The organism is Pseudomonas sp. UBA4194, from assembly GCF_002379585.1.
Classification (GTDB): domain Bacteria; phylum Pseudomonadota; class Gammaproteobacteria; order Pseudomonadales; family Pseudomonadaceae; genus Aquipseudomonas.
The window spans coordinates 15,973-42,100 of sequence record NZ_DFUE01000050.1 but is presented as its reverse complement, the minus strand read 5'-3'; the positions used below and the strand labels follow the sequence as shown (position 1 = coordinate 42,100).

22 protein-coding genes are annotated in these 26,128 nt (G+C 63.6%); 8 read left to right on the top strand and 14 right to left on the bottom strand.

The window, feature by feature from the left end:
• Window positions 1–92: 92 nt before the first annotated feature.
• Entirely contained in the window at window positions 93–755 is a 663-nt protein-coding gene (gene yrfG / locus B3397_RS13335) for a GMP/IMP nucleotidase (RefSeq protein WP_296250791.1), read from the bottom strand.
• A gap of 91 nt (window positions 756–846) precedes the next feature.
• Here yrfG and nudE point away from each other — a divergent pair, with 91 nt between their 5' ends.
• Both nudE and cysQ read left to right on the top strand, forming a co-directional pair.
• Window positions 847–1,413 carry an ADP compounds hydrolase NudE gene (gene nudE, locus B3397_RS13330; RefSeq protein WP_296250790.1) on the top strand — a complete coding sequence of 189 codons (567 nt, stop codon included), beginning with the start codon at window positions 847–849 and terminating at the stop codon, window positions 1,411–1,413.
• Window positions 1,410–2,243 (top strand): 3'(2'),5'-bisphosphate nucleotidase CysQ, encoded by an 834-nt coding sequence (cysQ, locus tag B3397_RS13325; RefSeq protein ID WP_296250788.1) that lies wholly within the window; start codon window positions 1,410–1,412, stop codon window positions 2,241–2,243. The genes nudE and cysQ overlap by 4 nt, the downstream gene beginning before the upstream one ends.
• A gap of 88 nt (window positions 2,244–2,331) precedes the next feature.
• Here the strand turns inward: cysQ and B3397_RS13320 are convergent, their stop codons facing one another.
• From B3397_RS13320 to rfbB, 7 genes are read right to left on the bottom strand one after another with little or no spacing between them, the layout of a single operon-like run.
• Window positions 2,332–2,778 (bottom strand): thioesterase domain-containing protein, encoded by a 447-nt coding sequence (locus B3397_RS13320; protein ID WP_296250826.1) that lies wholly within the window; start codon window positions 2,776–2,778, stop codon window positions 2,332–2,334.
• Window positions 2,771–4,153: a sigma-54-dependent transcriptional regulator gene (locus B3397_RS13315; protein ID WP_296250786.1), complete on the bottom strand. Its 1,383-nt coding sequence runs from the start codon at window positions 4,151–4,153 to the stop codon at window positions 2,771–2,773. Before B3397_RS13315 ends, B3397_RS13320 begins: the two co-directional genes overlap by 8 nt.
• A complete protein-coding gene (locus B3397_RS13310; protein ID WP_296250784.1) occupies window positions 4,150–5,964 on the bottom strand; it encodes a sensor histidine kinase in 1,815 nt (604 codons plus the stop codon). Before B3397_RS13310 ends, B3397_RS13315 begins: the two co-directional genes overlap by 4 nt.
• Before the next feature lie 36 nt (window positions 5,965–6,000).
• Entirely contained in the window at window positions 6,001–6,885 is an 885-nt protein-coding gene (gene rfbD, locus B3397_RS13305) for a dTDP-4-dehydrorhamnose reductase (RefSeq protein ID WP_296250783.1), read from the bottom strand.
• Window positions 6,882–7,427 carry a dTDP-4-dehydrorhamnose 3,5-epimerase gene (gene rfbC, locus B3397_RS13300; RefSeq protein ID WP_296250780.1) on the bottom strand — a complete coding sequence of 182 codons (546 nt, stop codon included), beginning with the start codon at window positions 7,425–7,427 and terminating at the stop codon, window positions 6,882–6,884. Before rfbC ends, rfbD begins: the two co-directional genes overlap by 4 nt.
• The gene (gene rfbA / locus B3397_RS13295) at window positions 7,424–8,299 is read right to left on the bottom strand and encodes a glucose-1-phosphate thymidylyltransferase RfbA (protein WP_296250778.1); all 876 of its coding nucleotides are present in this window, start codon (window positions 8,297–8,299) and stop codon (window positions 7,424–7,426) included. The genes rfbC and rfbA overlap by 4 nt, the downstream gene beginning before the upstream one ends.
• On the bottom strand, window positions 8,296–9,378 hold the full coding sequence (gene rfbB / locus B3397_RS13290) for a dTDP-glucose 4,6-dehydratase (RefSeq protein ID WP_296250776.1): 1,083 nt from the start codon (window positions 9,376–9,378) through the stop codon (window positions 8,296–8,298). Before rfbB ends, rfbA begins: the two co-directional genes overlap by 4 nt.
• Window positions 9,379–9,627: 249 nt before the next feature.
• On the opposite strand from rfbB, the gene B3397_RS13285 reads away from it, so the two are divergent.
• From B3397_RS13285 to B3397_RS13270, 4 genes are all read left to right on the top strand, one after another.
• Entirely contained in the window at window positions 9,628–12,582 is a 2,955-nt protein-coding gene (locus B3397_RS13285) for an aminotransferase (RefSeq protein ID WP_296250774.1), read from the top strand.
• 85 nt (window positions 12,583–12,667) lie between these two features.
• Complete coding sequence (gene aguA / locus B3397_RS13280) at window positions 12,668–13,774, top strand: agmatine deiminase (protein ID WP_296250772.1); 1,107 nt, start codon at window positions 12,668–12,670, stop codon at window positions 13,772–13,774.
• A 267-nt stretch (window positions 13,775–14,041) separates the two neighbouring features.
• Entirely contained in the window at window positions 14,042–14,236 is a 195-nt protein-coding gene (locus B3397_RS13275; protein WP_296250767.1) for a hypothetical protein, read from the top strand.
• 266 nt (window positions 14,237–14,502) lie between these two features.
• Complete coding sequence (locus B3397_RS13270; protein ID WP_296250764.1) at window positions 14,503–15,792, top strand: OprD family porin; 1,290 nt, start codon at window positions 14,503–14,505, stop codon at window positions 15,790–15,792.
• Window positions 15,793–15,881: 89 nt separating this feature from the next.
• Here B3397_RS13270 and B3397_RS13265 read toward each other — a convergent pair whose 3' ends face one another.
• A complete protein-coding gene (locus tag B3397_RS13265) occupies window positions 15,882–17,138 on the bottom strand; it encodes a cation:proton antiporter (RefSeq protein WP_296250762.1) in 1,257 nt (418 codons plus the stop codon).
• A 94-nt stretch (window positions 17,139–17,232) separates the two neighbouring features.
• On the bottom strand, window positions 17,233–18,402 hold the full coding sequence (locus B3397_RS13260; RefSeq protein ID WP_296250761.1) for an MFS transporter: 1,170 nt from the start codon (window positions 18,400–18,402) through the stop codon (window positions 17,233–17,235).
• A 270-nt stretch (window positions 18,403–18,672) separates the two neighbouring features.
• Between B3397_RS13260 and B3397_RS13255 the strand changes: the two genes are divergently transcribed.
• The gene (locus tag B3397_RS13255) at window positions 18,673–19,059 is read left to right on the top strand and encodes an MAPEG family protein (RefSeq protein WP_296250759.1); all 387 of its coding nucleotides are present in this window, start codon (window positions 18,673–18,675) and stop codon (window positions 19,057–19,059) included.
• 114 nt (window positions 19,060–19,173) lie between these two features.
• Here the strand turns inward: B3397_RS13255 and B3397_RS13250 are convergent, their stop codons facing one another.
• The 4 genes from B3397_RS13250 to B3397_RS13235 form a co-directional block, all read right to left on the bottom strand.
• The gene (locus B3397_RS13250; protein WP_296250757.1) at window positions 19,174–19,569 is read right to left on the bottom strand and encodes a DUF1090 domain-containing protein; all 396 of its coding nucleotides are present in this window, start codon (window positions 19,567–19,569) and stop codon (window positions 19,174–19,176) included.
• A gap of 67 nt (window positions 19,570–19,636) precedes the next feature.
• Window positions 19,637–21,298: an NAD-dependent DNA ligase LigB gene (ligB, locus tag B3397_RS13245; RefSeq protein ID WP_296250756.1), complete on the bottom strand. Its 1,662-nt coding sequence runs from the start codon at window positions 21,296–21,298 to the stop codon at window positions 19,637–19,639.
• 254 nt (window positions 21,299–21,552) lie between these two features.
• Window positions 21,553–22,746 carry a methionine adenosyltransferase gene (gene metK, locus B3397_RS13240; RefSeq protein ID WP_296250754.1) on the bottom strand — a complete coding sequence of 398 codons (1,194 nt, stop codon included), beginning with the start codon at window positions 22,744–22,746 and terminating at the stop codon, window positions 21,553–21,555.
• A gap of 12 nt (window positions 22,747–22,758) precedes the next feature.
• Window positions 22,759–23,760: an ArsR/SmtB family transcription factor gene (locus B3397_RS13235; RefSeq protein WP_296250753.1), complete on the bottom strand. Its 1,002-nt coding sequence runs from the start codon at window positions 23,758–23,760 to the stop codon at window positions 22,759–22,761.
• Between the two features lie 228 nt (window positions 23,761–23,988).
• Between B3397_RS13235 and tkt the strand changes: the two genes are divergently transcribed.
• Window positions 23,989–25,986 carry a transketolase gene (tkt, locus tag B3397_RS13230; RefSeq protein WP_296250752.1) on the top strand — a complete coding sequence of 666 codons (1,998 nt, stop codon included), beginning with the start codon at window positions 23,989–23,991 and terminating at the stop codon, window positions 25,984–25,986.
• The last annotated feature ends 142 nt before the right edge of the window (window positions 25,987–26,128 follow it).

Here is a 26,128-nt window from a genome sequence, read left to right as displayed (position 1 = left end):
AGGAGCGGCGTACAGCCGCGAAGGGGCCCGCACAGGCGACGATAAACCCGCTGACTCACCTGTCGGAGCGAGCTCTGCCCGCGATAGGGGCCTTACAGACCCTCGATCAACGCCCGGTAGTCCTCCACCGCGTCGAATTCCTCGGTGTCCTTGGGCCCCTTGTGACTGTCCGGCTCACGCACCGCCAACAGATGTTTCACGCCGTAGGTCCGAGCACTGCGCAGAATGGGCAGGGTGTCGTCGATGAACAGGCTGCGTGCCGGATCGAAGGCGATGTCGGCCTGCAAGGCCTCCCAGAATTGCGGGCTTTCCTTGGGGTAACCGTAGTCGTGGGAGCTGATCAGCCGCTCGAAGTAAGGCGCCAGCTCGATGCGCTCCAGTTTCAACGACAGCGAGTCACGGTGAGCGTTGGTGATCATGATCACGCGCTTGCCCGCGTGTTTCAGCGCCGCCAGGAAGGTGTCGGCGTCAGGGCGCAGGGCGATCAGGTCGGCGGTCTCCAGCTTGAGCTCGCGCACCGGTATGTTCAGTTCTGCGGTCCAGAAATCCAGGCAATACCAGTTCAGCTTGCCGGCATTGCCGGTGAACAGGGGTTCCAGCTCCATCTGCGCCATGGCCCGGCTGGTGCCGTGCAACTCGGCGTAACGGGCGGGCAGGTGTTCCAGCCAGAAATGGTTGTCGTAGTGCAGGTCCAGCAAGGTGCCGTCCATGTCCAGCAATACGGTGTCGATGTCGGGCCAGGCGAGCGAAGGCATACGCAGGATTCTCGGACTGTGGTGGAACAACGGTGGCCTGCCGCAGGGCAAGCCACGGTATAGTAACCCGTTCACGCCCAGGAGCCGCCCGATGCGCCAGAAACCCGAAGTCCTTGCCCGCGAAATCGTCGCCAGCAGCCGTCTGTTCCGCGTCGAAGAGGTCCAACTGCGCTTTTCCAATGGCGTGGAGCGCACCTACGAACGTCTGGTCGGGCGGGGCAATGGTTACGGTGCGGTGATGATCGTGGCGATGGTCGATGCCGAGCACGCACTGTTGGTGGAAGAGTACTGCGGCGGTACCGACAGCTACGAGCTGTCGCTGCCCAAAGGTCTGGTGGAACCCGGCGAGGACGTGCTCGCGGCAGCCGACCGGGAGCTCAAGGAGGAGGCCGGCTATGGCGCGCGCCAGCTTGAACACCTGACCGAGCTGTCGTTGTCGCCCGGTTACATGAGCCAGAAAATCCAGGTGGTACTGGCCTCTGAACTGTACGAGGAACGCCTGGAAGGCGACGAGCCTGAGCCGATGGGCGTCGAGCGGATCAACCTGCGCGAACTGGCAAGCCTGGCGCAGCATCCGCAGTTTTCCGAAGGTCGGGCGCTGGCCGCGTTGTACCTGGCCCGTGATCTGCTGATTCAGCGCGGAGTTTTCAGCCTATGAGCGCCCTGCAGCCGCTGATGGATGATGTGGTGCGATTGGCGCACCGTGCCGGCGAGGCGATCCTGCCGTACTGGCGCGTCGGTGTGACGGTCACCGAGAAGGCCGATCAATCGCCGGTGACCGCTGCGGATCTGGCCGCGCACCAGGTGATCGTCGATGGCTTGACCGCGCTGGCGCCCGACATCCCGATTCTTTCCGAGGAGGATGCCGATATTGCCCTGGCCGTGCGTCAGGGGTGGCAGCGCTGGTGGCTGGTGGACCCGCTGGACGGTACCAAGGAATTCATCAACGGCAGTGAGGAATTCACGGTCAACATCGCGCTGATCGAAGCGGGCAGGGTGGTGTTTGGTGTGGTCACGGTGCCGACCACTGGACGCGCCTACTACGGTGGGGCCGGGCTGGGGGCCTGGCGCCGCGACCGCGGCGGTGAGCCGCAGCCCATCCAGGTCCGGCAGGCACCGGAGGCGGGTCAGCCCTTTACCGTGGTCGCCAGCCGACGTCATTCCAGCCCGCCGCAGGAGCGTCTGCTGGCCGGCCTGAGTGCGGCGGTAGGCGAGCTGGAGTTGGCCAGCGTCGGCAGTTCGTTGAAGTTCTGCCTGTTGGCCGAAGGGGCGGCGGATTGCTACCCGCGCCTGGCGCCTACCTCGCAGTGGGACACTGCGGCGGCACAGGGGGTGCTGGAGGGTGCAGGTGGGGAGGTGTTGCAGGTCGACGGCGAGGTGTTCGCGTACCCCGCGCGCGAGACGCTGTTGAATCCGTTCTTTCTGGCGTTGCCCAAAGGCGTCGAATGGCGCGAGCGGCTGGTGATGCTGGCGCGCAGTCCCCAGTAAAGGTTCCATATCGGCGCCCCAAGGGCACCGCCTACCCCTTGTAGGAGCGGCGTGCAGCCGCGAAGAGGCCGGTACGAACGCCGCCCAACTATCGATGCAGAACGTATTGCCCGGCAAACTCCACCGCTCGCTGCTCGCCGTTGAGCACATGGGTATGCAGCTCGATCCGGGCCCGACCATGGCGCTCGTAGGTTCTCATGAAGCGCTGCCAGACGTTCTCATCCACCGCCTCACAGACCGCCACTGCCACACCGGTCACCGGCGACGGGTAATCGATCTGGCCTTGCTGGATCACGATATGCCCGCCTTCCACGCCCGCCTCGCGCAAGCGCAGATGCAACCAGCCCCACCCGGCCAGCACCGCGCCGCAGTACAGGCTGCCGCCGAACATGGTGCTCTTGTGGTTGACGTTCGGCTCCAGCGGCAATTGCAGGCGAAGCTCATGCTCGAGCCAACCGAGCACACTCAAGCCCATGTCCCGAGTCAACGGAATATCCCGATGCAGCACCAGTTCCAGTGCGGCCGCGTCACTCATGCTCATCGCCGCCTCCAAAGCTCAGGCCGTGCTTGCGCAGTTTGTCGTGCAGGGTCTTGCGCGGAATACCCAGGGCTTCGGCAAGGCTGCGCACCGAGGTATGGGAACGGGTCATTTCTGCGGCAATCAATGCTCGCTCGAAATGCTCCACCTGGTCACTCAAGCCACCGGCTACCGGCTGGGCGATGTCCACCGGCCCCGGCTCGCTATTGTCCAGGGCCAGCTCCAGACCCAGGGCGAAACGCTCCGCCGCGTTCTGCAATTCGCGCACGTTGCCCGGCCAGCTATGGCGCAGCAACATGGCCCGCTGTGCGGCCTGCAGTTCGTTGGCCAGCACACCGTGCCGGTCGGCGGCGGCGTCGGCGTAGTATTGAAACAGCAACAGCACGTCTTCACCGCGCTCGCGCAGCGGCGGAATGCGCAGCGACGCCACGTTGAGTCGGTAGTAGAGGTCGGCGCGGAAGCGGCCCTGGTCGGCGGCCTGACGCAGGTCTTCCTTGGTCGCCGCGATCACGCGGATGTCCAGGGGGATCTGCTGGTTGCCGCCCAGGCGTTCGACCACGCGCTCCTGCAACAGGCGCAGCAGCTTGACTTGCACGTCCAGGCTCATGCTCTCGATTTCGTCGAGGAACAGCGTGCCCCCATTGGCAAATTCGAATTTGCCGATGCGGCGTTTTTGCGCGCCGGTGAAGGCGCCCGGTTCGTGACCGAACAGCTCGCTCTCGACCACCGATTCGGCCAATGCCCCGGCGTTGATCGCCACGAACGGTCCGCTGCGGCGGCTCGACAGATCGTGCAGCGCCCGCGCCACCACCTCTTTGCCGGCACCCGTTTCACCCAGGATCAGCACATCGGCCTTGGTCCCGGCCAATGCGCCGATCTGCTCGCGCAGGCGGGTCATCTGTGCCGATTGGCCCACCAGGCGAGTGCTCAGTTGCTGGCGGTCGCTGAGGGCCATGCGCAGGCTGCGGTTGTCCAGCACCAGTCGGCGCAAGGCCAGGGCGCGGCGGACGCTGTCGAGCAAGGCATCGCTGGCAAAGGGCTTTTCGAGGAAATCGTAGGCCCCCGCGCGCATGGCCTGCACCGCCAGCGGTACATCGCCGTGGCCGGTGATCAGCAGCACGGGCAGCTCGTTGTCCCGGGCATGCAGCTGTTCGAGCAGTTGCAGGCCGTCGATGCCGGGCATGCGGATGTCGCTGACCACCACACCGGGCCAGTCGCGTTCCACGCGGGCGGCCAGGCCCTGGGCATCGGCCAGGGTCAGCACCTTCAGGCCGGCCAGGTCCAAGGTCTGGCTGAGGGCCTGGCGCAGGTGCGGGTCGTCGTCGATCAGCACTACCTGGATCTTGCTGTCGATGGCGCTGTCGCTGGTCATGCCGATGGGTCCTCGGGGGCTTGCAGGTTGACGCCTGGCTCGCCGGCGCGCAGGCGCAGGGTCAGCAGGGCGCCGCCTTGGGGATGGTTGGCCAGCAGCAGCTCGCCGCCCAGGGCGCGCATCAGCGTATCGCAGATGGCCAGGCCCAGGCCAAGCCCTTGGGTGCGGGTCTTGGTGGTGAAGAAGGGTTCGCGGGCGCGGGCCATGGCCTCGCTGGTGAAGCCCGGGCCGTTGTCGCGGATGCGCAGCTCCACGCCGTCGGCGGTCTGTTCGGCGCTGAGCCACAGGCAGCGCGGGTTGGCCTTTTCGGTGAGGGCATCGAGGGCATTGGCCAGCAGATTGCCCAGCACCTGGCGCAGGCGGGTCTCACCGGCCTGCACCCACAGCGGCGCGTCGGGCAGGTCGCGGATCAATTCCACGGCCATTGCCCGGCGCCGCTTGGCCAGCAGCGCCAAGGCATCGTCCAGCGCCGGTTGCAGGGCCACGCTTTCCAGCGCGTGGCGGTCGCGGCGGGCGAAGGCGCGCAGGTGGGCGATGATCGAGGCCATCCGCCCGGTCAGCTCACTGATCAGCTTGAGGTTGCCGCGGGCGTCTTCGGTGCGCTGGTGATCCAGCAGCACTTCGGTGTTCTCGGCGTAGCTGCGGATGGCCGCCAGGGGCTGGTTGAGTTCATGGCTGATGCTCGCCGACATGGTACCCAGGGCCGACAGCTTGCCCGCCTGGACCAGCTCATCCTGGGCGCGCACCAATTCCTGCTGGGCCTGTTCGCGTTCCAGCACTTCCTGCTTGAGCCGGCTGTTCAGGCCCTCCAGGGCACTGGTGCGCTCCACCACACGAATCTCCAGCTCATGCCGGGCGCGGGCTTCGAAATCGATGCGGTCCAGGTAGTGGCGGCGACGCTGCATCATCAGGCCCAGCAACAGCATCAAGGCCACCAGCAAGGCGCCGCCCACGGCGACGACGGTGCGTACCGGGCGGTCGAGAAGGGTTTTGGGGGCAAGGATGCTGACGTTCCAGCCGGTTTCGGCGATGGTCCGGGTCTGGGTCAACCAGGCATTGCTGTCCAGGTTGAGCGGCTGCGGATCACGGGTGGGGTACGGCAGGATGGCGACGATGGCCTGGCGCTCGGCATCGCTGAGGGGGCGGGTGGCACGAAAGCGCCACTCCGGGCGGGATGTGAGAATGACCACGCCGTTGTGGTCGGTGAGCAGCAGTTGCTCGGGCGTCTTGCCCCACAGGGTTTCGGTGTGGTCCAGGTCGACCTTGACTACCAGCACGCCGATCACCTTGTCCTGGTCGTGCACGGCGGCGGCAAAGAAGTAGCCACGCTTGGCCGATGTGGTGCCCAGGCCGAAGAAGCGTCCCAGGCGACCGGCGATGGCGTCGCTGTAATAGGGGCGGAAGGCGAAGTTGCGGCCGACGAAGCTGTCCTTCTGTTCCCAGTTCGACGCCGCCAGGGTATTGCCATCGGCATCGAGCAGGTACATGACCTCGGCACCGGTCTGTTCGCGGATATCCTTGAGCAGATGGTTGGCGTTGAGGGTGGCGGCAGGGTCGTGGGGCGTGGCCAGCAGGGCGCGCAGGGCAGGCAGGTCACCGAGGATCTGCGGCAGCGTTTCATAGCGGTGCAGAGTGCCCAGCAGGTTGGCGACGTACAGGTCCAGGGTCTGGCGATTCTGGCTGACCAGCTCGCTTTTGTAGTACCGCTCGGCCAGGTGTTCCAACGGCCACAGCAGCGGCGCCAGGCATAGAGCCAGGAGCGCCAGGCTGCGCCAGCGGGGTCTGCGGATCATGGAAGGCTTTGGATTCATAGGGACAACACGCCGGATTGACCGGCGCATTATGCGCTACGTCGGCGTTGCGAGGCACTGTTGCAGTGCATCACGCCATTGCGGCAGGCTGATCTGCCACTGGTTCTGCAGGCGGCTGCAGTCCAGTCGGGAGTTCAACGGCCGCTCCACCCGCGACGGATAATCACGGGTGGCGATGGGCTGCAGGTCTGCACAAGGCTTGCCATCGGCCTTGAGCCTGCGGCCGATTTCCTCGGCAAAACCGAACCAGGACGTTTCGCCTCGGGCGGTCAGGTGATAGGTGCCCCAAGGCCCGGCCTCGCCCTGCTGCCAGTGCTCGATCAACTGGCGTGTCACCGTGGCCACGGTACCGGCCCAGGTCGGCGCGCCGATCTGATCGTCGACCACGGTCAGTTGCTCGCGCTCCTGCAACAGCCGTTGCATGGACAGCAGGAAGTTGCTGCCATGCAGCGAGTAGACCCAACTGGTGCGCAGGATCAGATACTTGCCGCCGGCCTGGCGAATGGCTTTCTCACCGTCATCCTTGCTCTTGGCGTAGGCGCTGGTGGGGTGGGTGGGATCGTCCTCGCGATACGGCGTGGCCTTGCGGCCGTCGAATACGTAATCGGTGGAGTAGTGAATCAGCGGGATGTCCAGCTCTGCGGCCACCTGGGCGAGAACGCCCGGTGCCTGTGCATTGATGGCCATCGCCAGGGCTTGTTCGTCTTCGGCCTGTTCGACCGCGGTGTAGGCGGCTGCGTTGATGATCAGGTCCGGCTGCAGATCCCGCACCCGCGCGGCAATGCCCGCGGGTTGGCTGAGATCCAACTGGTGACGGCCCCATGTGTGCAATTGGGCCATGGCAGGCAACACCCGCTGCAATTCACGGGAGACCTGGCCACTGTGGCCAAGCAGGAGGATCTTCAGCGCCGGTAGGGTCATGGGAAGACATCAGCCTCAGTTAAGGATTTGCCAGCCATGTCCTTGGCCGAGAGTGAAGGCACTTCGGTCAGTTGCCAATCGATTGCCAGTTGCTCGTCGTCCCAGCGGATGCTGCGCTCGGAGGCTGGATCGTAGTAGTCGGTGGTCTTGTAGAGGAACTCGGCGTAGTCGCTCTGCACCACGAAGCCGTGGGCAAAACCAGGTGGAATCCACAGCTGACGGTTGTTCTGCGCCGACAGCTCGACGGCCACCCACTGGCCGAAATTCGGCGAACTGCGGCGGATGTCCACCGCCACATCCAGCACCTGACCGGCCACCACGCGCACCAGCTTGCCCTGGGCATGTTGCACTTGATAATGCAGGCCGCGCAAAACGCCGCGCGCCGAGCGCGAATGGTTGTCCTGGACAAACGGCAGCGTCACCCCCGTGGCTTCCTGGAAGGCACGGGCGTTGAAACTTTCGTAGAAAAAGCCGCGGTCGTCACCGAAAACCTTCGGCTCGATGATCAATACATCGGGCAGAGCGGTGGCGGTTACTTTCATCTTGTTTCCCCAGCGAGCGAATAGAGGTATTGGCCATAGCCGGTCTTGCCGAAATACTTGGCGCGAATCAGCAACTGGTCGCGGTCGATCCAGTTGTTCTGGTACGCGATTTCTTCCAGGCACGCGACCTTCAGGCCCTGACGGTGCTCGATGGTCTGCACGTACTGCGACGCATCCAGCAGGCTGTCGTGGGTGCCGGTGTCCAGCCAGGCAAAGCCGCGGCCGAAACGTTCGACCCGAAGGTCGCCGCGGGCCAGGTAGGCATTGTTGACGTCGGTGATTTCCAGCTCGCCACGGGGCGAAGGCTGGACATCCTTGGCGATACCCACAACGTCGTTATCATAAAAGTACAGGCCGGTGACCGCATAGCTCGATTTGGGCACGGCCGGTTTCTCTTCGATGGACAAGGCGTGCCCGGACTCGTCGAACTCGACCACACCGAAGCGTTCCGGGTCCTTGACCCAGTAGCCGAATACCGTGGCGCCCTTGGGCTGCTCGGCGGCGCGCTTGAGCTGGTCGCTGAAGTGCTGGCCATGGAAGATGTTGTCACCCAGGATCAGGCACACCGGATCGTCGCCGATGAATTCCTCGCCAATCAGAAAGGCTTGCGCCAGACCATCGGGCGAGGGTTGTTCGGCGTAGCTGATGTTGATCCCGAACTGGCTGCCGGTGCCCAGCAGTTGCTGGTACTGGGGCAGGTCCTGGGGGGTGGAAATCAGCAGGATGTCGCGAATGCCGGCCAGCATCAGCACCGAGATCGGGTAATAGATCATCGGCTTGTCGTAGATGGGCAGCAGTTGTTTGGACACACCCAGGGTGATGGGGTGCAGACGGGTGCCGGAGCCTCCGGCCAGAACGATACCTTTGATCATGCTATCAAGTCCTTCGGTTCAGTGAAGCCCAGGCGTTCGCCCTGATAACTGCCGTCCTGCACGCGACGGCACCATTGCAGATTGTCCAGATACCATTGCACGGTCTTGCGCAGGCCGCTCTCGAAGGTCTCTTGCGGTACCCAGCCCAGCTCGCGTTCGATCTTGCTGGCGTCGATGGCATAGCGCAGGTCGTGACCTGGGCGATCCTTGACGAAGGTGATCAGGTCGGCATAGTGCGCAACCCCGGCCGGGCGCTCTGGCGCCAGTTCGTCGAGCAGCCCGCAGATGCTGCGCACCACGTCGATGTTCTTCTGTTCGTTGTGGCCGCCAATGTTGTAGGTCTCGCCGACCACGCCCTCGGTGACCACCTTGAACAAGGCGCGGGCGTGGTCTTCGACGAACAGCCAGTCGCGCACCTGCATGCCATTGCCGTACACCGGCAGCGGCTTGCCCGCCAGGGCATTGAGGATCACCAGGGGAATCAGCTTTTCCGGGAAGTGGTACGGCCCGTAGTTGTTCGAGCAGTTGGTGATCAGTACCGGCAGGCCGTAGGTCCGTTGCCAGGCGCGAACCAGGTGGTCGGAGGCCGCCTTGCTGGCCGAGTAGGGCGAGCTGGGCGCGTAAGGTGTGGTTTCGGTGAACAGGTCGTCGACGCCGTGCAGGTCGCCATACACCTCATCGGTGGAGATGTGGTGGAAACGAAACGCCTCGCGTTCGGCCGGCGGCAGTTTGCTCCAGTAGCCACGGGTGGCTTCGAGCAGGGCATAGGTGCCCACCACGTTGGTCTGGATGAATGCACCCGGACCATCGATCGAACGGTCGACATGGGATTCGGCCGCCAGGTGCATGATCGCCTGGGGCTCGAAGCGCGCCAGCACGGCACTGACCGTGGCCTGGTCGGCGATATCGGCCTGGACGAACTCATAGCGGCTGTCGTTGGCGATGGAGGTCAGGGATTCGAGGTTGCCGGCATAGGTCAGCTTGTCGAGGTTGAGCACTTCGTGCTCGGTATGGTTGATCAGGTGGCGAACCAGGGCCGATCCGATGAAACCGGCTCCGCCGGTGATGAGAATGCGCATGTCGAGTGCCTTCTTCCTGAGCTGACAGTGGGTCTATGCAGCCTAGCTTGTGGGGATGGGCTTGGCGCTGCAAGCCCGGTTTGTCGTGGGGTTCGTGGAGTGGTGTGTCGGTGTGCGCCTCTTGGCGGGCAAAACCCGCTTCCTCAGCGGTCATCTTCGCGCTGCAGATCCGCGGTGGGAGCGGGCGATGGAAATTCCGGGTTACGACCCGCTACATTACTCGCCTCAGCCACCACCCAGGCCCTGCCCATGTCGCTCGAAACCTTGCTGCACCGCGCCTCGCGCCCCAATCCCGTGGTCAGCGAGGCGCAAGCGCTTGCCTGGCTGCAAGAACACTATGGTATTGAAGGCAGCTTGCACGATCTGGGCAGCCAGCAGGACCTGAACTTTCGGGTGGAGACCGGTGAGCGACGTTTCGTTCTGAAAATCTGTCATGGCGACTACGCCATGCTGGAGCTGCAAGCCCAGCACGCTGCCATGGCTCATCTCGCGCGGGCGGGCATACCGGTTCCGGGGGTGATCCCCAGCCTGGCAGGCGAGGCGATCGTAGCGGTTGAACTACCAGGCGCGCATCTGCAGATCCGCCTGCTCGATTACATCGAAGGCCAGCCCCTGACCCGCCTCAAGCATCTGGGCTCGGACCTGATGGCTGCCATCGGCCAGCTTTGCGCGCGGGTCGATGAAGCATTGGCGACCCTGGAGCATCCAGGCCTGGACCGGACCCTGCAATGGGACCCGCGGCATGCCCACGAGGTCATTGCGCAGCTGTTGCCCCTTGTCCCGGAGCCCAGCCAGCGGGACCGGGTGGCCGGCGTCGTCGCTCAGGCGCACCACCGTTTGCAAGGGCTGTACGCGGCATTGCCGGTGCAGGCCGTGCATCTGGACATCAGCGACGACAACAGCGTCTGGCAGCGCGACAGCGGCCTGCACTGGCAACTGAACGGCTTGATCGATTTCGGTGATGTGCTGCGAACCTGGCGGATCGCCGATCTGTCGGTGACCTGTGCGGCCCTGCTGCACCACGCCGATGGCGATCCGTTCGCAGTGCTGCCGGTGGTCGTCGCCTATCACGCCCACACCCGCCTGAGCGAGGCAGAGCTGCAAGCCTTGTGGCCTATGGTTGTGATGCGTGCGGCAATTCTGGTGCTCAGTAGCGCGCAGCAGCTGGCGATCAACCCGGACAATGCGTACATCCAGGCCAACGTCGAGCACGAGTGGGAAATCTTCGAGATAGCTACCGCCCAGCCATTCGAATTGATGGAGGCGGCGGTGTTGAGCAGTGTCGGTCATGAGGGGACCGGTGGCACGCTCGTGATCGGTGAAAACAGCAGCGGTACAGACAATAACCGAGATGATGGCCGATTGCCTATTTTCAGTGATCTTGATCCTGAAAAAATTGTTTCAGTGGATCTCGGCGTGCTGAGCCAGCATTTCGTTTCCGGCAATTGGGAGCAAGCGGATATCGACGAACGGTTACTGGCTCAAGCCGCGGAACAGAGCGGCTGGGCCTATGCGCCGTATTGCCAGTACCGGCTCTCGCAGACACGCATCGACAGCGCTCAGGCACCCGATACTTTCGCCTTGCATGTTCAATTGCACGTCCCTTGTGACAGCGTCGTTCGCGCTCCGTTCGCAGCGATCTTGCGAATCGATGACGCGGCAGGTCTGGTGCTCGAAGGCGCCTGCTTTTGCGTGCATCTGCAGGGTGTGACGACCGAACTGGCGCACGGTACGGCCTTGGCCGCCGGAGAGCGATTGGGTCTGGCCAGTGGTGCGGTGCGCGTACAGACATGCCGCAGCTCGGCATTGACTCCGCCGCTGTTCACCACGGCCAACCGCGCGGGCGCCTGGCAGCGCCTGTGTCCTTCGCCGAGGGTAGTGCTGGGTTTCGATTGCGAGGCGCCGCCGCTGGCCGATGCCCAGGCCCTGCTGGCTCGGCGCGAGGCCAGTTTTGCCCGCTCGCAGAAGCATTACTACCAGGCGCCTCCGCAGATCGAGCGCGGCTGGCGCAACCACCTGATCGATATGCAGGGGCGCGCTTATCTGGACATGCTCAACAACGTTGCCGTGCTCGGCCACGGCCATCCGCGCATGGCCACGGAGGCGGCCAGGCAGTGGTCGCTGCTCAATACCAATTCGCGGTTTCACTACGCAGCCATCGCCGAGTATTCCGAACGCCTGCTGGCATTGGCGCCACCGGGCTTTGACCGGGTCTTTCTGGTCAACAGCGGCACCGAAGCCAACGACCTGGCCATCCGCCTGGCCTGGGCCTTCAGTGGCGGGCGCGACATGCTCAGCGTGCTGGAGGCGTATCACGGCTGGTCCGTGGCCACCGACGCCATCTCCACCTCCATCGCCGACAACCCGCAGGCACTGAGCACCCGGCCGGACTGGGTGCACCCGGTCACCGCGCCCAATACCTATCGAGGCGCCTGGCGCGGCGCCGACAGTGCGCCGCACTACGTGCGGGACGTCACCACAACGTTGGCGCGACTGGCCGAACAGGGTCGGCAGGTCGCGGGTTTCATCTGCGAACCGGTGTATGGCAACGCCGGCGGCATTGCCCTGCCCACAGGCTATCTGCAGCAGGTCTACGCCCAGGTGCGGGCTCAGGGCGGCGTCTGCATCGCGGATGAGGTGCAGGTCGGCTACGGACGTCTGGGCGATTGTTTCTGGGGCTTCGAGGAGCAAGGGGTGGTGCCCGACATCATCACCATGGCCAAAGGCATGGGCAACGGCCATCCACTGGGTGCGGTGATCACGCGTCGAGAGATCGCCGAGGCACTGGAAGCCGAGGGCTACTTTTTCTCTTCGGCGGGCGGCAGTCCGGTCAGTTGCCGCATCGGCATGGCCGTACTGGACGTCATGGCCCAGGAACGGCTGTGGGAAAACGCCCGCGTTGTAGGCGGTCATTTCAAGGCGCGCCTGCAGGCCCTGGTCGATCTGCACCCCCTGGTGGGCGCCGTGCACGGCTCGGGCTTTTACCTGGGGGTGGAGCTGGTGCGTGACCGGGCCACCCTGGAGCCGGCCACCGAGGAGACGGCGCTGCTGTGCGAGCGCCTACGCGAGCTGGGCATTTTCATGCAGCCCACGGGGGACTACCTCAACATTCTCAAGATCAAACCGCCGATGGTGACCACGCGCCAGAGCGTGGATTTCTTCGTGGACAGCGTTTCGAAGGTTCTTTTCGAAATGCAGATATGAATCCAGTGGAGGGGACGTTTCGCGATCGTCCGCCCAACCTGTAAAGTGCATTGAAAATGTTAGATGGAACGCTGGAGTCCCAACCATGACCACGATGAACAGCACGCCACGCGCCGACGGCTTCCACATGCCGGCCGAGTGGGCCCCGCAATCCCAGATCTGGATGGTGTGGCCGGAGCGTCCAGACAACTGGCGCCTGGGCGCCAAGCCGGTGCAGGCGGCTCATGTGGCGTTGGCCAAGGCCATCGCGCGATTCGAGCCAGTCACCGTGGCGGTCTCGGCTACGCAATACGACAACGCCCGTGCGCGCCTGGATGTGCCGAATATTCGCGTGGTGGAAATCAGCAATGACGATGCCTGGATGCGCGACACCGGCCCGACGTTCGTCATCAACGATAACGGTGAAGTGCGCGGGGTCGACTGGGGCTTCAATGCCTGGGGCGGCTTCGATGGCGGTCTGTACGCGCCGTGGAATCGCGATGAACAGTTGGCCAGCAAGGTGCTGGAAATCGAGCGCTGCCTGCGCTATCACACCGAAGGCTTCGTCCTGGAAGGCGGCTCCATTCATGTGGACGGCGAAGGCACGCTGGTGACCACCGAGGAGTGCCTGCTCAATCGCAACCGCAACCCGCACCTCACCCGCGAGCAGATCGAGCAGGTGCTCAGCGACCATCTGGCGGTGGACAAGATCATCTGGTTGCCGGACGGCCTGTACAACGATGAAACCGATGGTCATGTCGACAACTTCTGCTGCTACGTGCGTCCCGGTGAGGTGTTGCTGGCCTGGACCGATGACCCGCAGGACCCCAACTATCCTCGTTGTCAGGCCGCGTTGAAGGTGCTGGAAAGCAACGTCGACGCCAAAGGCCGCCCTTTTGTGGTGCACAAGATGCCGATCCCGGGGCCGTTGTATGCCACTGAAGAGGAGTGTGCCGGCGTCGACCTGGTGGCTGGCAGCCAGGAGCGTACCCCCAGTTCCCGACTGGCCGGTTCTTACGTGAATTTTCTGATCGTCAATGGTGGCATCATCGCGCCCAGCTTCGATGATCCCCTGGACGGCCCGGCGCAGGCGTTGCTGCAGGCGTTGTTTCCAGAGCATGAGGTGGTGATGGTGCCTGGGCGAGAGCTGTTGCTCGGCGGCGGCAATATCCACTGCCTGACGCAGCAGCAGCCGGTGGGCGTGAAGCGGTAGTTGGTTTTTCGCTGGGCTGGCGGGCCTCATCGCGGGTAGAACCCGCTCCCACAGGGAGCTGAAATTGCAGAATGGAGATCCGTGTGGGAGCGGGTTCTACCCGCGATGGGTCACCGATCAGCGAAGCGTCCCTGAGCTTTTTGTATCACCCACCACGCCATGGCACAGCTTTTGTATCCGTCCCTTGCGTGAATGCAGCGGCCCTTTATTCGTTATGTCATAAAGCGCCGCTACATTAGCCACACGAAACCGGGGAGGGGTGTCGAAATGAACGTCGTCAATCAAGCGGCCATGCCGCAGAGGGTCAAGGGAGACTCGCTGCAGCGAGTCGCGCAATGGCTCAAGTGCAATGGTGGTATTCGCGTGCAGCCCTGCGCGCGTCAGCAGATGGCCGCACGTTATCCCGAAGGCTTGCTCAGCCACGCCGAACTCGATGCGTTGGCCGGGGTACTGCGCTCCTGAAGCCTGAATGCCAGCGGATGGCACCTCTACACAGTCAGTGCTTTTCATCTCCTTATTCCCGCCGATGACCTCCTTATGTCATTAAAGTTTCACGAATTTTTGACATTCACACTTCCTCGTCGCTAGGATTCGGCCCCACGCGGCGGCTTAGAAAACCCTGCCCCAGACCCGCAAGCCTGCCGCAGAGCCCTGCGCATGCCTTGGACGTGGTTGGGAAACAAGCGGGTGGTCGCAGGGCGTCCCCTCTGGTGATTAGGAAGAACACGATGTCGAATAACAAATTGGCGGCAATCGCGCTGGGCGTGCTGGCTGCGACTCAAGCCATGGCCAATGATCAGGCCGACTCCAAGGGCTTCATCGAAGACAGCCACTTGAAAGTGCTGCTGCGCAATGCCTACATCAGCCGCGACTACAAGCATGGTTCGCAAGACAAGGCCGAGTGGGGTCAGGGCGTCATCGCCAACTTCAGTTCCGGTTTCACCCGGGGCACCGTGGGCGTGGGCGTCGATGCCTTCGGCCTGTACGGCGTGCGCCTGGATGGCGGTACCGGTCGTGCCGGCGCAGGTGGCATCGATTTCTTCAAGCGCGGTGGCACTTCGGATGATCCGACCAGCGCCCCCCATGACCTGGCCCGTGCCGGTGCCGCGGTGAAGGTGCGCTTCTCCAACACCGTGATCAAATACGGTGATCAGATGCCTGCGCTGCCAGTGCTGAACTACGACGACTCGCGGCTGCTGCCCGAGAGCTACACCGGCACCCTGATCACTTCCAAGGAAATCGACGGCCTGGTGCTCAACGCCGGTCGCTTCACCGAGGAAGCGCGCAAGAGCGCCGAAGGCCGCGACAGCGGTGGCCTGAAGAAAATCGACGTGTACGGCGGCAGCTATCAGTTCACCGACAGCTTCAGCGGCGCACTGTATGCCTCCGATGTCGAAGACGTGTTGAAGAAGCAGTACATCAACCTGAACTACATCCTGGCCCTGCCTAGCCAACAGTCCCTGACCTTCGACTTCAACGGCTACCGTTCGCACCTGGACAAGGATTTCGCCACGGCCGCCAATACTGGCCGGGACAACAAGATCTGGAGCCTGGCCGCCACGTGGGCGTTCGGTCCGCACTCCTTGACCCTGGCACACCAGCGCAGCACCGGAGACACCGGCTACAACTACGGTTTCTACCAGAACGCTGGCGCGGTGGGTGACGGTGGTTCGACCATCTTCCTGGCCAACTCCTACTGGTCGGACTTCAACGCCGAAGACGAAGTGTCCTGGCAGCTGGGCTACGGCATCGACTTCAGCACCTTCGGCGCGCCGGGCCTGACCTACAAGGTGGCTTACGTGCGTGGCGACAACATCCGCACCCCGACTGGCGACGGTCAGGAGCGCGAGATTTTCAACCAGGTGCAGTACGTGGTGCAGAACGGCCCGGCCAAGGACCTGACCTTGCGTCTGCGTGGTTCGTGGTTGCGCACGTCCGACAATGTGCGGGCGTCGGGGTATAACGACGACGGCAATGAGATTCGCGCTTTCGTCGAGTACCCGATCAGCATTTTCTGATTGATCGATATGAAAAAACCCGCCGTTGGCGGGTTTTTTTTGGGGGTTGGGACAGGGGGCAGGATGTGTGGTGAACGGCTCACCGCCGATCAATGCCCCGGCTCAACCTCGGCAGGCTCGCGCGTCACTGCCTTCACCAGTTTGCCGATGCTCAACCCCTGCAACAGGATCGAAGACAACACCACGATGTAGGTAATACTGAGCAGCAAATCCCGCTCCGGCCCGGTTGGCAGGGCCAGTGCCAGCGCAACCGACACACCACCGCGCAGGCCGCCCCAGGTCAGTACCCGGATAGTCCCGCGTGGCACCGTGCGCCAGCGGCGCAGCAGCAATATGGCCGGCGCCACGGTGAGCAGGCGCGACAGCAGGATCGCCACCGCCAGCAGCGAGGCCGCCAGCATGTGCAGCCAGGAGAACGGCAACAGCAACAACTCCAGGCCGATCAGCGCAAACAGCAGGGCGTTGAGAATGTCATCGAGCAACTCCCAGAAACCGTCCATGTAACGCCGAGTCATGTCGTTCATGGCCAGGTTGCGGCCCAGGTTACCGATGATCAACCCAGCCACCACCATGGCGATCGGTGCCGATACGTGCAGCTCGTAGGCCATGGCCGACCCGCCGATCACCAGTGCCAGGGTCAGCATCACCTCGACCTGGTACTGCTCGATGCTCTTGATCATGCGGTAGATGATGTAGCCGATCAGGCCGCCAAACAGTACGCCGCCAACCGCTTCGTGCAGGAACAGCATGGCCGTCGCACCGACCGTGGGCGTTTCACCCAACTGGGCGATGCCCAGCAACACGGTGAAGACCACCACGGCCGTGCCATCGTTGAACAGCGACTCGCCGACAATGGTGGTTTTCAACGGCTTGGAGGCATTTGCGGTACGCAGCACACCCAGCACTGCAATGGGGTCGGTAGGGGAAATCAGCGCACCGAACAACAGGCAATAAAGGAAGCTCACGTGCCAGCCGAACAGGCCGAAGATCCAGAACGCCAGGGTGCCGATGACGAAGGTGGCAATCAGCACGCCAACGGTGGCCAGCAGGCCGATGGGCCAGCGGTAGTTCCTCAGGTCCGCCAGATTGACGTGCAGGGCGCCGGCGAACAGCAGGAACGACAGCATCCAGTTCATCAGCAGATCGCCGAAATCGATCTGGTTCATCAAGGCTTCGACGCGCTCCTCAAGCCCCGGGTAGCCGATGAAGCTCAGGCCCTGCAGCAGCAGCGAGAAGAGCAATGCGGTGACCATCACACCGATGGTGGGCGGCAGGCCGATGAAGCGGAAGTTCACGTAGGTGAGCAGCGTGGTAAGGCAGATAAAAGTGGCAACTAGCTCGAGCATCCGGGCTCCCATGGTTGAATCGATAGAAGGCGGCTATCGAAAGCCGCCGCGCAAGAGGTTTGATGATAAGGACGGCGCTCAGGGCACATCGCGGTCAGCCGGGAACGTTGCTCGCCGACAGCGGACGTCGCTGCAGATAGATGAACACCAGCGCCAGCCCCAGCGTGGCCACCCCGGTAATGGCCCCGGTCCAGGGCAGATCGGCGAGGTTGGCGCCGCTGGCCACGACCATGCCGCCGAGCCAGGCGCCGGCGGCGTTGCCCAGATTGAACGCGCTTTGATTCAAGGTCGAACCCAGGTTCGGCGCCTCGTGAGCCTGATCGATGATCAGCAGCTGCAGAATCGGGCAAAGGGCGAAGGCGAACACGCCCCACAACAACAGGGTGATGGCCGCCGGGATCAGTGAACGGCTGGTCTCGGTGAACACCGCCATGGTCAGCACCACGGCCACTGCCATGCCTACCAGGGCGGGCAGCAGTCGCGAGTCGGCAAGGCGGCCGCCGAGCATGCTGCCGCCCGTCAGGCCGACGCCGAACAGCAGCAGCATCAGCGTGATGCCATGGGGGCTGACGCCGGTGACGTCCTGCAGGATTGGCGCGATATAGGTGAACACGCTGAACAGGCTGCACGAGGCCATCACGCTCATCAGCAGGGGCAACAGCACGTTCGGTTTGCGCAGCACGCGAAACTCGCGGGCCAGGTTGCCTTTCTCCATGGGGATGGCCTTGGGCAGCCAGATGACCTGCGCCGCCAGGGCGACGACGCCGATCACCGCCACGGCCCAGAAGGTCGAGCGCCAGCCGGCGAACTGGCCCAGCGCAGTGCCCAACGGCACGCCCAGCACGTTGGCCAGGGTCAGCCCGGTGAACATCAGGGCAATGGCCTGGGCACGCTTGTTCGGCGCGACCAGTCCGGCGGCCACTACCGAGCCAATGCCGAAGAACGCTCCGTGGCACAACGCGGTGACCACGCGCGCCGCCATCAGCGTGGCGTAGTTGGGCGACAGGGCGCACAGTACGTTGCCCAGGATGAACATCAGGGTCATGCCCAGCAAGGTGGCCTTGCGCGGCATATTGGCAGTGGCCACGGCCAGGATCGGGGCGCCGAATACAACGCCCAGGGCGTAGCCGGTAATCAACAGGCCCGCGTGGGGAATACTGACGTTCAGGTCTTTGGCGACGTCGGTGAGCAGGCCCATGATGACGAATTCAGTGGTTCCGATGCCGAAGGCGGCGACGGCCAAGGCGAGCAGTGCAAGTGGCATGCGTAATCTCTCAAGTCAGAGGTGGGCTTGTTCGAATATGCGCAAGCCTCCGCATGAATAACCTGCAGAGAACGAGATTTATTGGAATGGGTGCGCAGTCAGGGTACTTCGGGTCGAGCGGCGCGTAGTATATCGAGGGCGGCAAGTTTGCCGAAATTGATAATTGCAATGGAACTCTGCAGCAACGAACCTTTCGCGCCCGCCGGGCTCTTAGCCTTTGCCGGCGTGGCGTCGGCGGTTCGATGTGGCACTCAAACAAGGAAACTCAGTATGACCGTCGCGTTCTGGTGTGTGTTGATTGCGTTGATGTTGCCTTATGCGTGCGCGTATATAGCCAAGTTTGGTTCAGGCAAGTTTGGTCCGCGTCACAACCACGATCCGCGGGGGTTTCTGGATCAGCTCGAAGGCTTGCCCAAACGCGCCCACGCCGCGCAATTGAACAGTTTCGAGATCCTCCCGGCGTTCATCGCAGCGGTGATCATTTCCGATATCGTCGGCAATGCCCAACCAGTGACCCTGGATGTACTGGCGGTGGTGTTCATTACCACCCGGCTGCTGTACATCATCTGTTATCTGGCCGATTGGGCGATGTTGCGATCGCTGGTGTGGTTTGCGGGACTGGTGGTTGTGGTGAGTTTCTTTGGGGTGTCGGTTTGAGTTGATGAGGCGTTGCCGAGGGCCTCTTCGCGGCTTTACGCCGCTCCTACAGAGGTAGCGCACCCCTGTAGGAGCGGCGTAAAGCCGCGAAAGCTTCATCCCAAGCACTGCCTATTACTTCTCCAGCTCATCCATCGCTTCCTGCAATTCCTTGCGCGACTCCGCCAGCTTGTCCTTGCGCTTGTTGATCTTTTCCGAATCGCCTTTCTTCATGGCCTTGTCCAGGTCGGCCTGGCGCTTGCTGACTTCTCGTTTGGCCTCGAGCACCTTGTTTTCACGGCTTTTTTGCAGGGAGCTGTCGGTGCAGTTGCTCTGGATTTCGCCCAGTGCAGTGGTCAGGCCCGCGACCTGGTTCTGGTTGCCATTGGCTTTGGCGATGTCGAGTTGGGTTTGCACTTGCTGGCGCTTGGCGGCGCAGCCAGTCAGGTCCGGGGTGGCCTCAGCCGCCAGCAGGGGGGTGGCGAGGGCGCTGCACAGGGTCAGCAGTGCCAGCGAGGAGAAGGTTTTCATGATGACTCCGTATCTGAGAATTGGGCTATTTGACGATAAATTCGGGTGAATGTCTTTGAGACTGGTCCTAATGCTGGGCCGTTGAATCGAAACCGGAGATGTCGGCTTCACTGAGTCGAGCTGCCAGGCGCTGCACCTGAGCATGGTTGAAGAAGGCCTGCAGCGCCTTGGCGCGAGTCATCCCGATACCTGGAAACAATTGCCAGCCCTGTGTGCTCGTTGCGGCCAGCGCTGCCCAGGAGTGGCCGAGCCGGGCGCCTGTCGTCGGTGGCATCCCCAAGGCCTTGAGCCATTCATTGAAGGACCTTTTGCGCGCCAGGTCAAAGCTGTGCTGCACCTGTCGCCCACGGCCCGGGCCCAGTAGCTGTATCAAGGCAGCCTCGTCGATGGCCAGCCAATCGAGCAGGCCGTGCATTGGCACGGCGCTGACAAGATGATCCCAGGTGCCCGGCCCGACGTTCGGCAAGGCCAGGCCGCCTTTGCCGCTGAGCCAGTTCAGGCGGGCGTGGAACTGACGTTCGCAGCCTGGCACCCGCTCCCAGCAGCTCAGGGGGTGGAACTGCCTTGGGGCCGGGATGACCAGGGCGGCGCGCTGAGGCGTCTGCCAGACCACAGCGCCGAGGCGCGGGATGGTCAGTCCGGCCAATTCCACGCTGACCTGGTCTCCGGGGCGGATATCCAGTTGCTGCCAGCGTTTGAACGAGCCCACGCTCACCCGGCGTACCCAGCGGTCGTCGAGACGCACGGGCTGCAGTTCCAGCACGGGCGTGATGCGTCCGCTGCGGCCGACGCCAAACACCACGTCGCGCACTTCGGTGAGGATCTGGGCTGCAGGGTATTTCCATGCAGCGATCCAGTGCGGGGCCTTGGCCTGCCAACGCTGTGCAGGCGGGCGCAGGCTCTGGCGCAGCACCACGCCATCGGTGGCGAAGGGCAGCGCGGTGCGGTACCAGAGGTCGCGCCAGTGCGCGGCCTGCTGCACCGTGAGCACTGGCTGGCTGAAGGCTTGCGGATCGGCGAAACCGAGATCGGCCAGGCGTTCGAGGCGTTGCTCAAGTGTGGGTGGGCCCAGCGGCCAGTCCCAGGCGAACAGGCCGATGCTGGCGCCCTGATCGGGCGTCAGCGTCGTGCGCGCCATCCAGCCGGCCACCTGGCTGCGGGCGTTGCGGCTGCCCGCCTTGGCCTGAACGTGCGCGGTCATGATCTGGTACAGCTCGCCTTGCAGTATCAGGTCCATGGGGTGGGGCAGTTGCCTGGGGATGGCGGCAATGGCCTGGGCATGGCGTGTCCAGTCATGGCCCTGCACACCGTCGCCGCGGCTGAGCAGTTGGCTGAACCGTCCGGCCCGGTAGATCACGGTCACGGCCACACCGTCGATCTTGGGCTGGACCCACACGCCTGTGCGCGATTGCAGCCATGCCGCCACGCTGCCTTCGTCCGGTAGCTTGTCCAGGCCGGTGTGCGCAACGGGGTGGCGGATCAGGCCGCGGGCAGTGGCCAACGGATCGGCTGGCGGCGTGGCGCCCGCGCAGTATTGCCAACGGTCCAGGCGTTGACGGGTTTGATCGTAGATCTCATCGCTGATCAGGCTGATGCCCTGGCGGTGATAGTGATCGTCCCATTCGGCGAGACGGGTGTGCAGGGCCTGGAGTTGCTCTGGGGGTGGGCAGTCGGCAACGCTGTGCGCGGACAGGCAGGTCAACAGGAGTAGCAGGCAGGTACGCAGCATGGGGAGCTTCCGTGCTCGGATCGAGGAACGGGCAAGCCTAGGCGACAGGGCGCCGCGTTGTAGGGTGGGGTAGTTTCTGGAGATGTCGGCCAGTAGTGCCGGCCTCTTCGCGGCTGGACGCCGCTCCTACGGGGGGGGCGGGGGATCGGGGTCGCCTGTAGGAGCGGCGTGAAGCCGCGAAGGGGGCGGGCCTGGAAACGCAAAAGCCCCGGCCAGATATCCGGCCGGGGCTTTTGTGGGTGGCGATGTGCGGTTTACTTCAGGCCAGCAGCATCGCGCAGGGCGGCAGCGCGGTCGGTGCGCTCCCAGGTGAACGCGGTGAAGGTGTCGTCACCCACGGTCATCTCGACCGGCGCACGGCCGAAGTGGCCGTAGGCGGCGGTGGCCTGATACATCGGGTGCAGCAGGTCGAGCATGGTGGTGATGGCATACGGGCGCAGGTCGAAGTGCGCGCGTACCAGCTTGACGATCTGCTCGTCGCTGATCTTGCCGGTACCGAAGGTGTTGATCGAGATCGACGTCGGCTGGGCCACGCCGATGGCGTAGGACACCTGGATTTCGCAACGCTCGGCAAGGCCCGCGGCGACGATGTTCTTGGCCACGTAACGACCGGCATAGGCCGCCGAACGGTCGACCTTGGACGGGTCCTTGCCGGAGAACGCGCCACCACCGTGGCGTGCCATGCCGCCGTAGCTGTCGACGATGATCTTGCGACCGGTCAGGCCGCAGTCACCCACCGGGCCACCGATAATGAAGTTACCGGTCGGGTTGATGTGGAACTGGGTGTCCTTGTGCAGTAATTCGGCCGGCAGCACATGCTTGACGATCAGTTCCATCACGCCTTCGCGCAGGTCGGCGTAGGACACGTCCGGGTTGTGCTGGGTCGACAGTACGACCGCATCGATCCCCACCACCTTGCCGCCTTCGTACTGGCAGGTGACCTGAGACTTGGCGTCCGGGCGCAGCCACGGCAGCAGGCCTTTCTTGCGCGCTTCGGCCTGGCGTTCCACCAGGCGGTGCGAGAAGCAGATCGGTGCCGGCATCAGCACGTCGGTTTCGTTGCTGGCGTAGCCGAACATCAGGCCCTGGTCGCCGGCGCCCTGATCTTCAGGCTTGCTGCGGTCAACGCCCTGGGCGATGTCCACCGACTGCTTGCCGATGATGTTCATCACCGCGCAGGTGGCACCGTCGAAGCCGACATCGGAGCTGTTGTAGCCGATATCGACAATGACCTTGCGCACGATATCTTCCAGATCGACCCAGGCCGAGGTGCTGACTTCGCCGGCGATGATCGCCACACCGGTCTTCACCAGGGTTTCGCAGGCCACGCGGGCGAATTTGTCCTGGGTGATGATGGCGTCCAGCACCGCATCGGAAATCTGGTCGGCGATCTTGTCCGGATGCCCTTCAGACACGGACTCGGAGGTGAAAAGGGAGTATTCGCTCATCTCGACGGTTTCCTAAATTGACCGATGGTGAATGTCGCCAGCCGGTCGCGAAAAGTGGCGAACCTGGATCTGGAAACCATTACGTAAGCCTACATAGAGGCTTTCCCCGGGAACGAGTCCCGCAGCGGTGGCCCAACGGGCCAGATCTTCCTGTTCAAAACCCAACCAGACATCACCGCAGGCCTCCCTGGCCCAACTCTGGTTGTGACTGCATAACTCTGTGATCAGCAGGCTGCCGCGCGGTTGCACGCGAGCGGCCAGTTGTTTGAGCGCCTGGGCAGGATCGCTGAAATGGTGCAGCACCATGTTCAACACCACGCAGTCGGCGCCCAGGTTAGACGTGGTCAAGGCATCGGCCAGTTCCAGGCGCACGTTGCCCAGCTGTTCGCGCTGACACACCTGGCGCGCCAGCTCGAGCATCGCCGGGCTGTTGTCCAGCGCGGTGACCTGGGCGAAGCGGCGCGCCAACTCGGGCAGGAAACCGCCGTCGCCGGGGCCGACTTCCAGGGCGGTGGCGGTAGCGCCGAAGCTCAGTTTGTCGAGCAGTGCCAGCAGGCTCTCGCGGTACTGGGGCAGGCCAGCGATGAGGTCTTGCTGGGCGCGGAATTTCTGTTCCATGCGCGAGAAGAAGTCTTCGCTGGCGGCCGCGCGCTGGCGCTGCACGATGGCCATGCGCGCCTGCACATCGAGCGGCAGGTGGAGGCTGTCGACTTCGTCGAGCAGCGCGCTGTGCATCCGCCCGCCCAATACCAGGCTGTCGGGCAGGGCACGGCGGTAGAAAATGGCATTGCCTTCGCGGCGGGTGGCGACCAGGTCGGCCTGGGCCAGCACCTTGAGGTGGTGGCTCATGCCTGATTGACCGATGGCGAAGATCTGCGCCAATTCCAGCACCCCGAACGAATCGCTGGCCAACGCCCGCAGCACGTTCAGGCGCAACGGATCGCCACCGGCCTTGCACAGGGCGGCCAGGTCGTCGCTTGCTTGATGGCTGAGATCGGGGGCGCGAAGGTTCATAGGTTCGGCAGTCTAGTGAGCGATGGGCAGGGTCGCAAGGCCAATATCAAAAAGTTTTGATATTGGGATGATGGGCGCAAGGCGAGTTCTTGGGTGAGGCGACCATTCACTGCCGATCCCCGCCCAATTGCACGATAGGGTAAATGTCCGATTGCCCAATGCACCGCCCGTGGGGGAAAATGCTCCTCTTTTTGTGTTCCTGCCAACATAGCCCCCAGGAGATAAGCGATGCCCAGCCGTCGTGAGCGCGCCAACGCCATTCGTGCACTGAGCATGGATGCCGTGCAAAAAGCCAACAGCGGCCATCCCGGTGCCCCGATGGGCATGGCGGATATCGCCGAAGTGCTGTGGCGTGACTTCCTCAAGCACAACCCGGCCAACCCTTCGTTCGCCAACCGCGACCGCTTCGTCATGTCCAACGGTCATGGCTCGATGCTGGTGTATTCGCTGTTGCACCTGACCGGCTACGATCTGGGCATCGAAGACCTGAAGAATTTCCGCCAATTGCACAGCCGCACCCCGGGTCACCCGGAGTACGGCTACACGCCGGGCGTCGAAACCACCACCGGCCCGCTGGGCCAGGGCCTGGCCAACGCCGTGGGCTTCGCCATCGCCGAGAAGGTGCTGGGTGCGCAGTTCAACCGCGACGGCCACACCATCGTCGACCACAACACCTACGTGTTCCTGGGTGACGGCTGCATGATGGAAGGCATCTCCCACGAAGTCAGCGCGCTGGCGGGCACCCTGGGCCTGGGCAAGCTGATCGCGTTCTACGACGACAACGGCATCTCCATCGATGGTGAAGTCGAAGGCTGGTTCACCGACGACACGCCCAAGCGTTTCGAAGCTTACGGCTGGCAGGTCATCCGCAACGTCGACGGCCACGACGCCGATGAAATCAAGACCGCCATCGAAACCGCGCGCAAGAGCGAGCAGCCCACGCTTATCTGCTGCAAGACCACCATCGGTTTCGGCTCGCCGAACAAGCAGGGCAAGGAAGACTGCCACGGCGCGCCACTGGGTGCCGAGGAAATCGCCCTGACCCGCGCTGCGCTGAAGTGGAACCACGGCCCGTTCGAGATTCCGGCCGACATCTACAAGGAATGGGACGCCAAGGAAGCCGGCACCGCGCTGGAGGCCGAGTGGAACCAGCGTTTCGCCGCCTACTCCGCCGCTCACCCGGCCCTGGCCAACGAATTCGTGCGTCGCATGAGCGGCGAACTGCCGGCCGATTTCTCCGAAAAGGCCAGTGCCTACATCGCTGAAGTCGCGGCCAAAGGCGAAACCATCGCCAGTCGCAAGGCCAGCCAGAACGCGCTGAACGCTTTCGGTCCGCTGTTGCCGGAAATCCTGGGCGGCTCCGCCGACCTGGCCGGCTCCAACCTGACCTTGTGGAAAGGCTGCAAGGGCGTGGAAGCCGACGACGCTGCCGGCAACTACATCTATTACGGTGTGCGCGAGTTCGGCATGAGCGCAATCATGAACGGTATCGCCCTGCACGGCGGTTTCGTGCCCTACGGCGCGACTTTCCTGATCTTCATGGAATATGCCCGCAACGCGGTGCGCATGTCGGCGCTGATGAAGAAGCGGGTGATCTACGTGTTCACCCACGATTCCATCGGCCTGGGCGAAGACGGTCCGACCCACCAGCCCATCGAGCAGTTGGCGAGCCTGCGCTGCACGCCGAACCTGGACACCTGGCGTCCGGCCGATGCGGTCGAGTCGGCGGTGGCCTGGAAGTACGCCCTGGAACGCAACGATGGTCCGTCGGCGCTGATTTTCTCGCGTCAGAATCTGACTCACCAGAGCCGTGACGACGCCCAGCTGAGCGATATCACCCGCGGTGGCTACGTGCTCAAGGACTGTGCAGGCGAGCCCGAATTGATCCTGATCGCGACCGGCTCCGAAGTAGGTCTGGCGGTGCAGGCGTTCGACAAGCTCACCGAGCAGGGCCGCAACGTGCGTGTCGTGTCCATGCCGTGCACCAGCGTGTTCGATGCTCAGGACGCGGGTTACAAGCAGTCGGTACTGCCGCTGCAGGTCAGCGCCCGTATCGCCATCGAAGCCGCTCACGCCGACTACTGGTACAAGTACGTGGGCCTGGAAGGCCGCGTGATCGGCATGACCAGCTTCGGCGAATCGGCGCCGGCACCGGCGCTGTTCGAAGAGTTCGGTTTCACCCTGGACAACCTGCTGGCGACCGCCGAAGAACTGCTGGAGGACTGACAGCACCGCCGAGGTATGGCCGGCTGGCCCCTTCGCAACGCCTGAGAGTCCTGTAGGAGCGGCGTGAAGCCGCGAAGGCGTCGGCAGGTGCGACGGTGTTGTGTTGTCTGTACCGGCCTCTTCGCGGCTGTACGCCGCTCCT

What these genes read in the sequence shown, in the direction of transcription:
- B3397_RS13320 (WP_296250826.1), bottom strand. Translation starts at nt 2,778, where the DNA reads ATGAGTGACGCGGCCGCACTGGAACTGGTGCTGCATCGGGATATTCCG.
- B3397_RS13275 (WP_296250767.1), top strand. Translation starts at nt 14,042, where the DNA reads ATGAACGTCGTCAATCAAGCGGCCATGCCGCAGAGGGTCAAGGGAGAC.
- rfbA (WP_296250778.1), bottom strand. Translation starts at nt 8,299, where the DNA reads ATGATCAAAGGTATCGTTCTGGCCGGAGGCTCCGGCACCCGTCTGCAC.
- tkt (WP_296250752.1), top strand. Translation starts at nt 23,989, where the DNA reads ATGCCCAGCCGTCGTGAGCGCGCCAACGCCATTCGTGCACTGAGCATG.
- yrfG (WP_296250791.1), bottom strand. Translation starts at nt 755, where the DNA reads ATGCCTTCGCTCGCCTGGCCCGACATCGACACCGTATTGCTGGACATG.
- rfbB (WP_296250776.1), bottom strand. Translation starts at nt 9,378, where the DNA reads ATGCGCATTCTCATCACCGGCGGAGCCGGTTTCATCGGATCGGCCCTG.
- B3397_RS13285 (WP_296250774.1), top strand. Translation starts at nt 9,628, where the DNA reads ATGTCGCTCGAAACCTTGCTGCACCGCGCCTCGCGCCCCAATCCCGTG.
- B3397_RS13310 (WP_296250784.1), bottom strand. Translation starts at nt 5,964, where the DNA reads ATGAATCCAAAGCCTTCCATGATCCGCAGACCCCGCTGGCGCAGCCTG.
- cysQ (WP_296250788.1), top strand. Translation starts at nt 1,410, where the DNA reads ATGAGCGCCCTGCAGCCGCTGATGGATGATGTGGTGCGATTGGCGCAC.
- ligB (WP_296250756.1), bottom strand. Translation starts at nt 21,298, where the DNA reads ATGCTGCGTACCTGCCTGCTACTCCTGTTGACCTGCCTGTCCGCGCAC.
- rfbC (WP_296250780.1), bottom strand. Translation starts at nt 7,427, where the DNA reads ATGAAAGTAACCGCCACCGCTCTGCCCGATGTATTGATCATCGAGCCG.
- nudE (WP_296250790.1), top strand. Translation starts at nt 847, where the DNA reads ATGCGCCAGAAACCCGAAGTCCTTGCCCGCGAAATCGTCGCCAGCAGC.
- B3397_RS13235 (WP_296250753.1), bottom strand. Translation starts at nt 23,760, where the DNA reads ATGAACCTTCGCGCCCCCGATCTCAGCCATCAAGCAAGCGACGACCTG.
- rfbD (WP_296250783.1), bottom strand. Translation starts at nt 6,885, where the DNA reads ATGACCCTACCGGCGCTGAAGATCCTCCTGCTTGGCCACAGTGGCCAG.
- aguA (WP_296250772.1), top strand. Translation starts at nt 12,668, where the DNA reads ATGACCACGATGAACAGCACGCCACGCGCCGACGGCTTCCACATGCCG.
- B3397_RS13260 (WP_296250761.1), bottom strand. Translation starts at nt 18,402, where the DNA reads ATGCCACTTGCACTGCTCGCCTTGGCCGTCGCCGCCTTCGGCATCGGA.
- metK (WP_296250754.1), bottom strand. Translation starts at nt 22,746, where the DNA reads ATGAGCGAATACTCCCTTTTCACCTCCGAGTCCGTGTCTGAAGGGCAT.
- B3397_RS13315 (WP_296250786.1), bottom strand. Translation starts at nt 4,153, where the DNA reads ATGACCAGCGACAGCGCCATCGACAGCAAGATCCAGGTAGTGCTGATC.
- B3397_RS13250 (WP_296250757.1), bottom strand. Translation starts at nt 19,569, where the DNA reads ATGAAAACCTTCTCCTCGCTGGCACTGCTGACCCTGTGCAGCGCCCTC.
- B3397_RS13270 (WP_296250764.1), top strand. Translation starts at nt 14,503, where the DNA reads ATGTCGAATAACAAATTGGCGGCAATCGCGCTGGGCGTGCTGGCTGCG.
- B3397_RS13255 (WP_296250759.1), top strand. Translation starts at nt 18,673, where the DNA reads ATGACCGTCGCGTTCTGGTGTGTGTTGATTGCGTTGATGTTGCCTTAT.
- B3397_RS13265 (WP_296250762.1), bottom strand. Translation starts at nt 17,138, where the DNA reads ATGCTCGAGCTAGTTGCCACTTTTATCTGCCTTACCACGCTGCTCACC.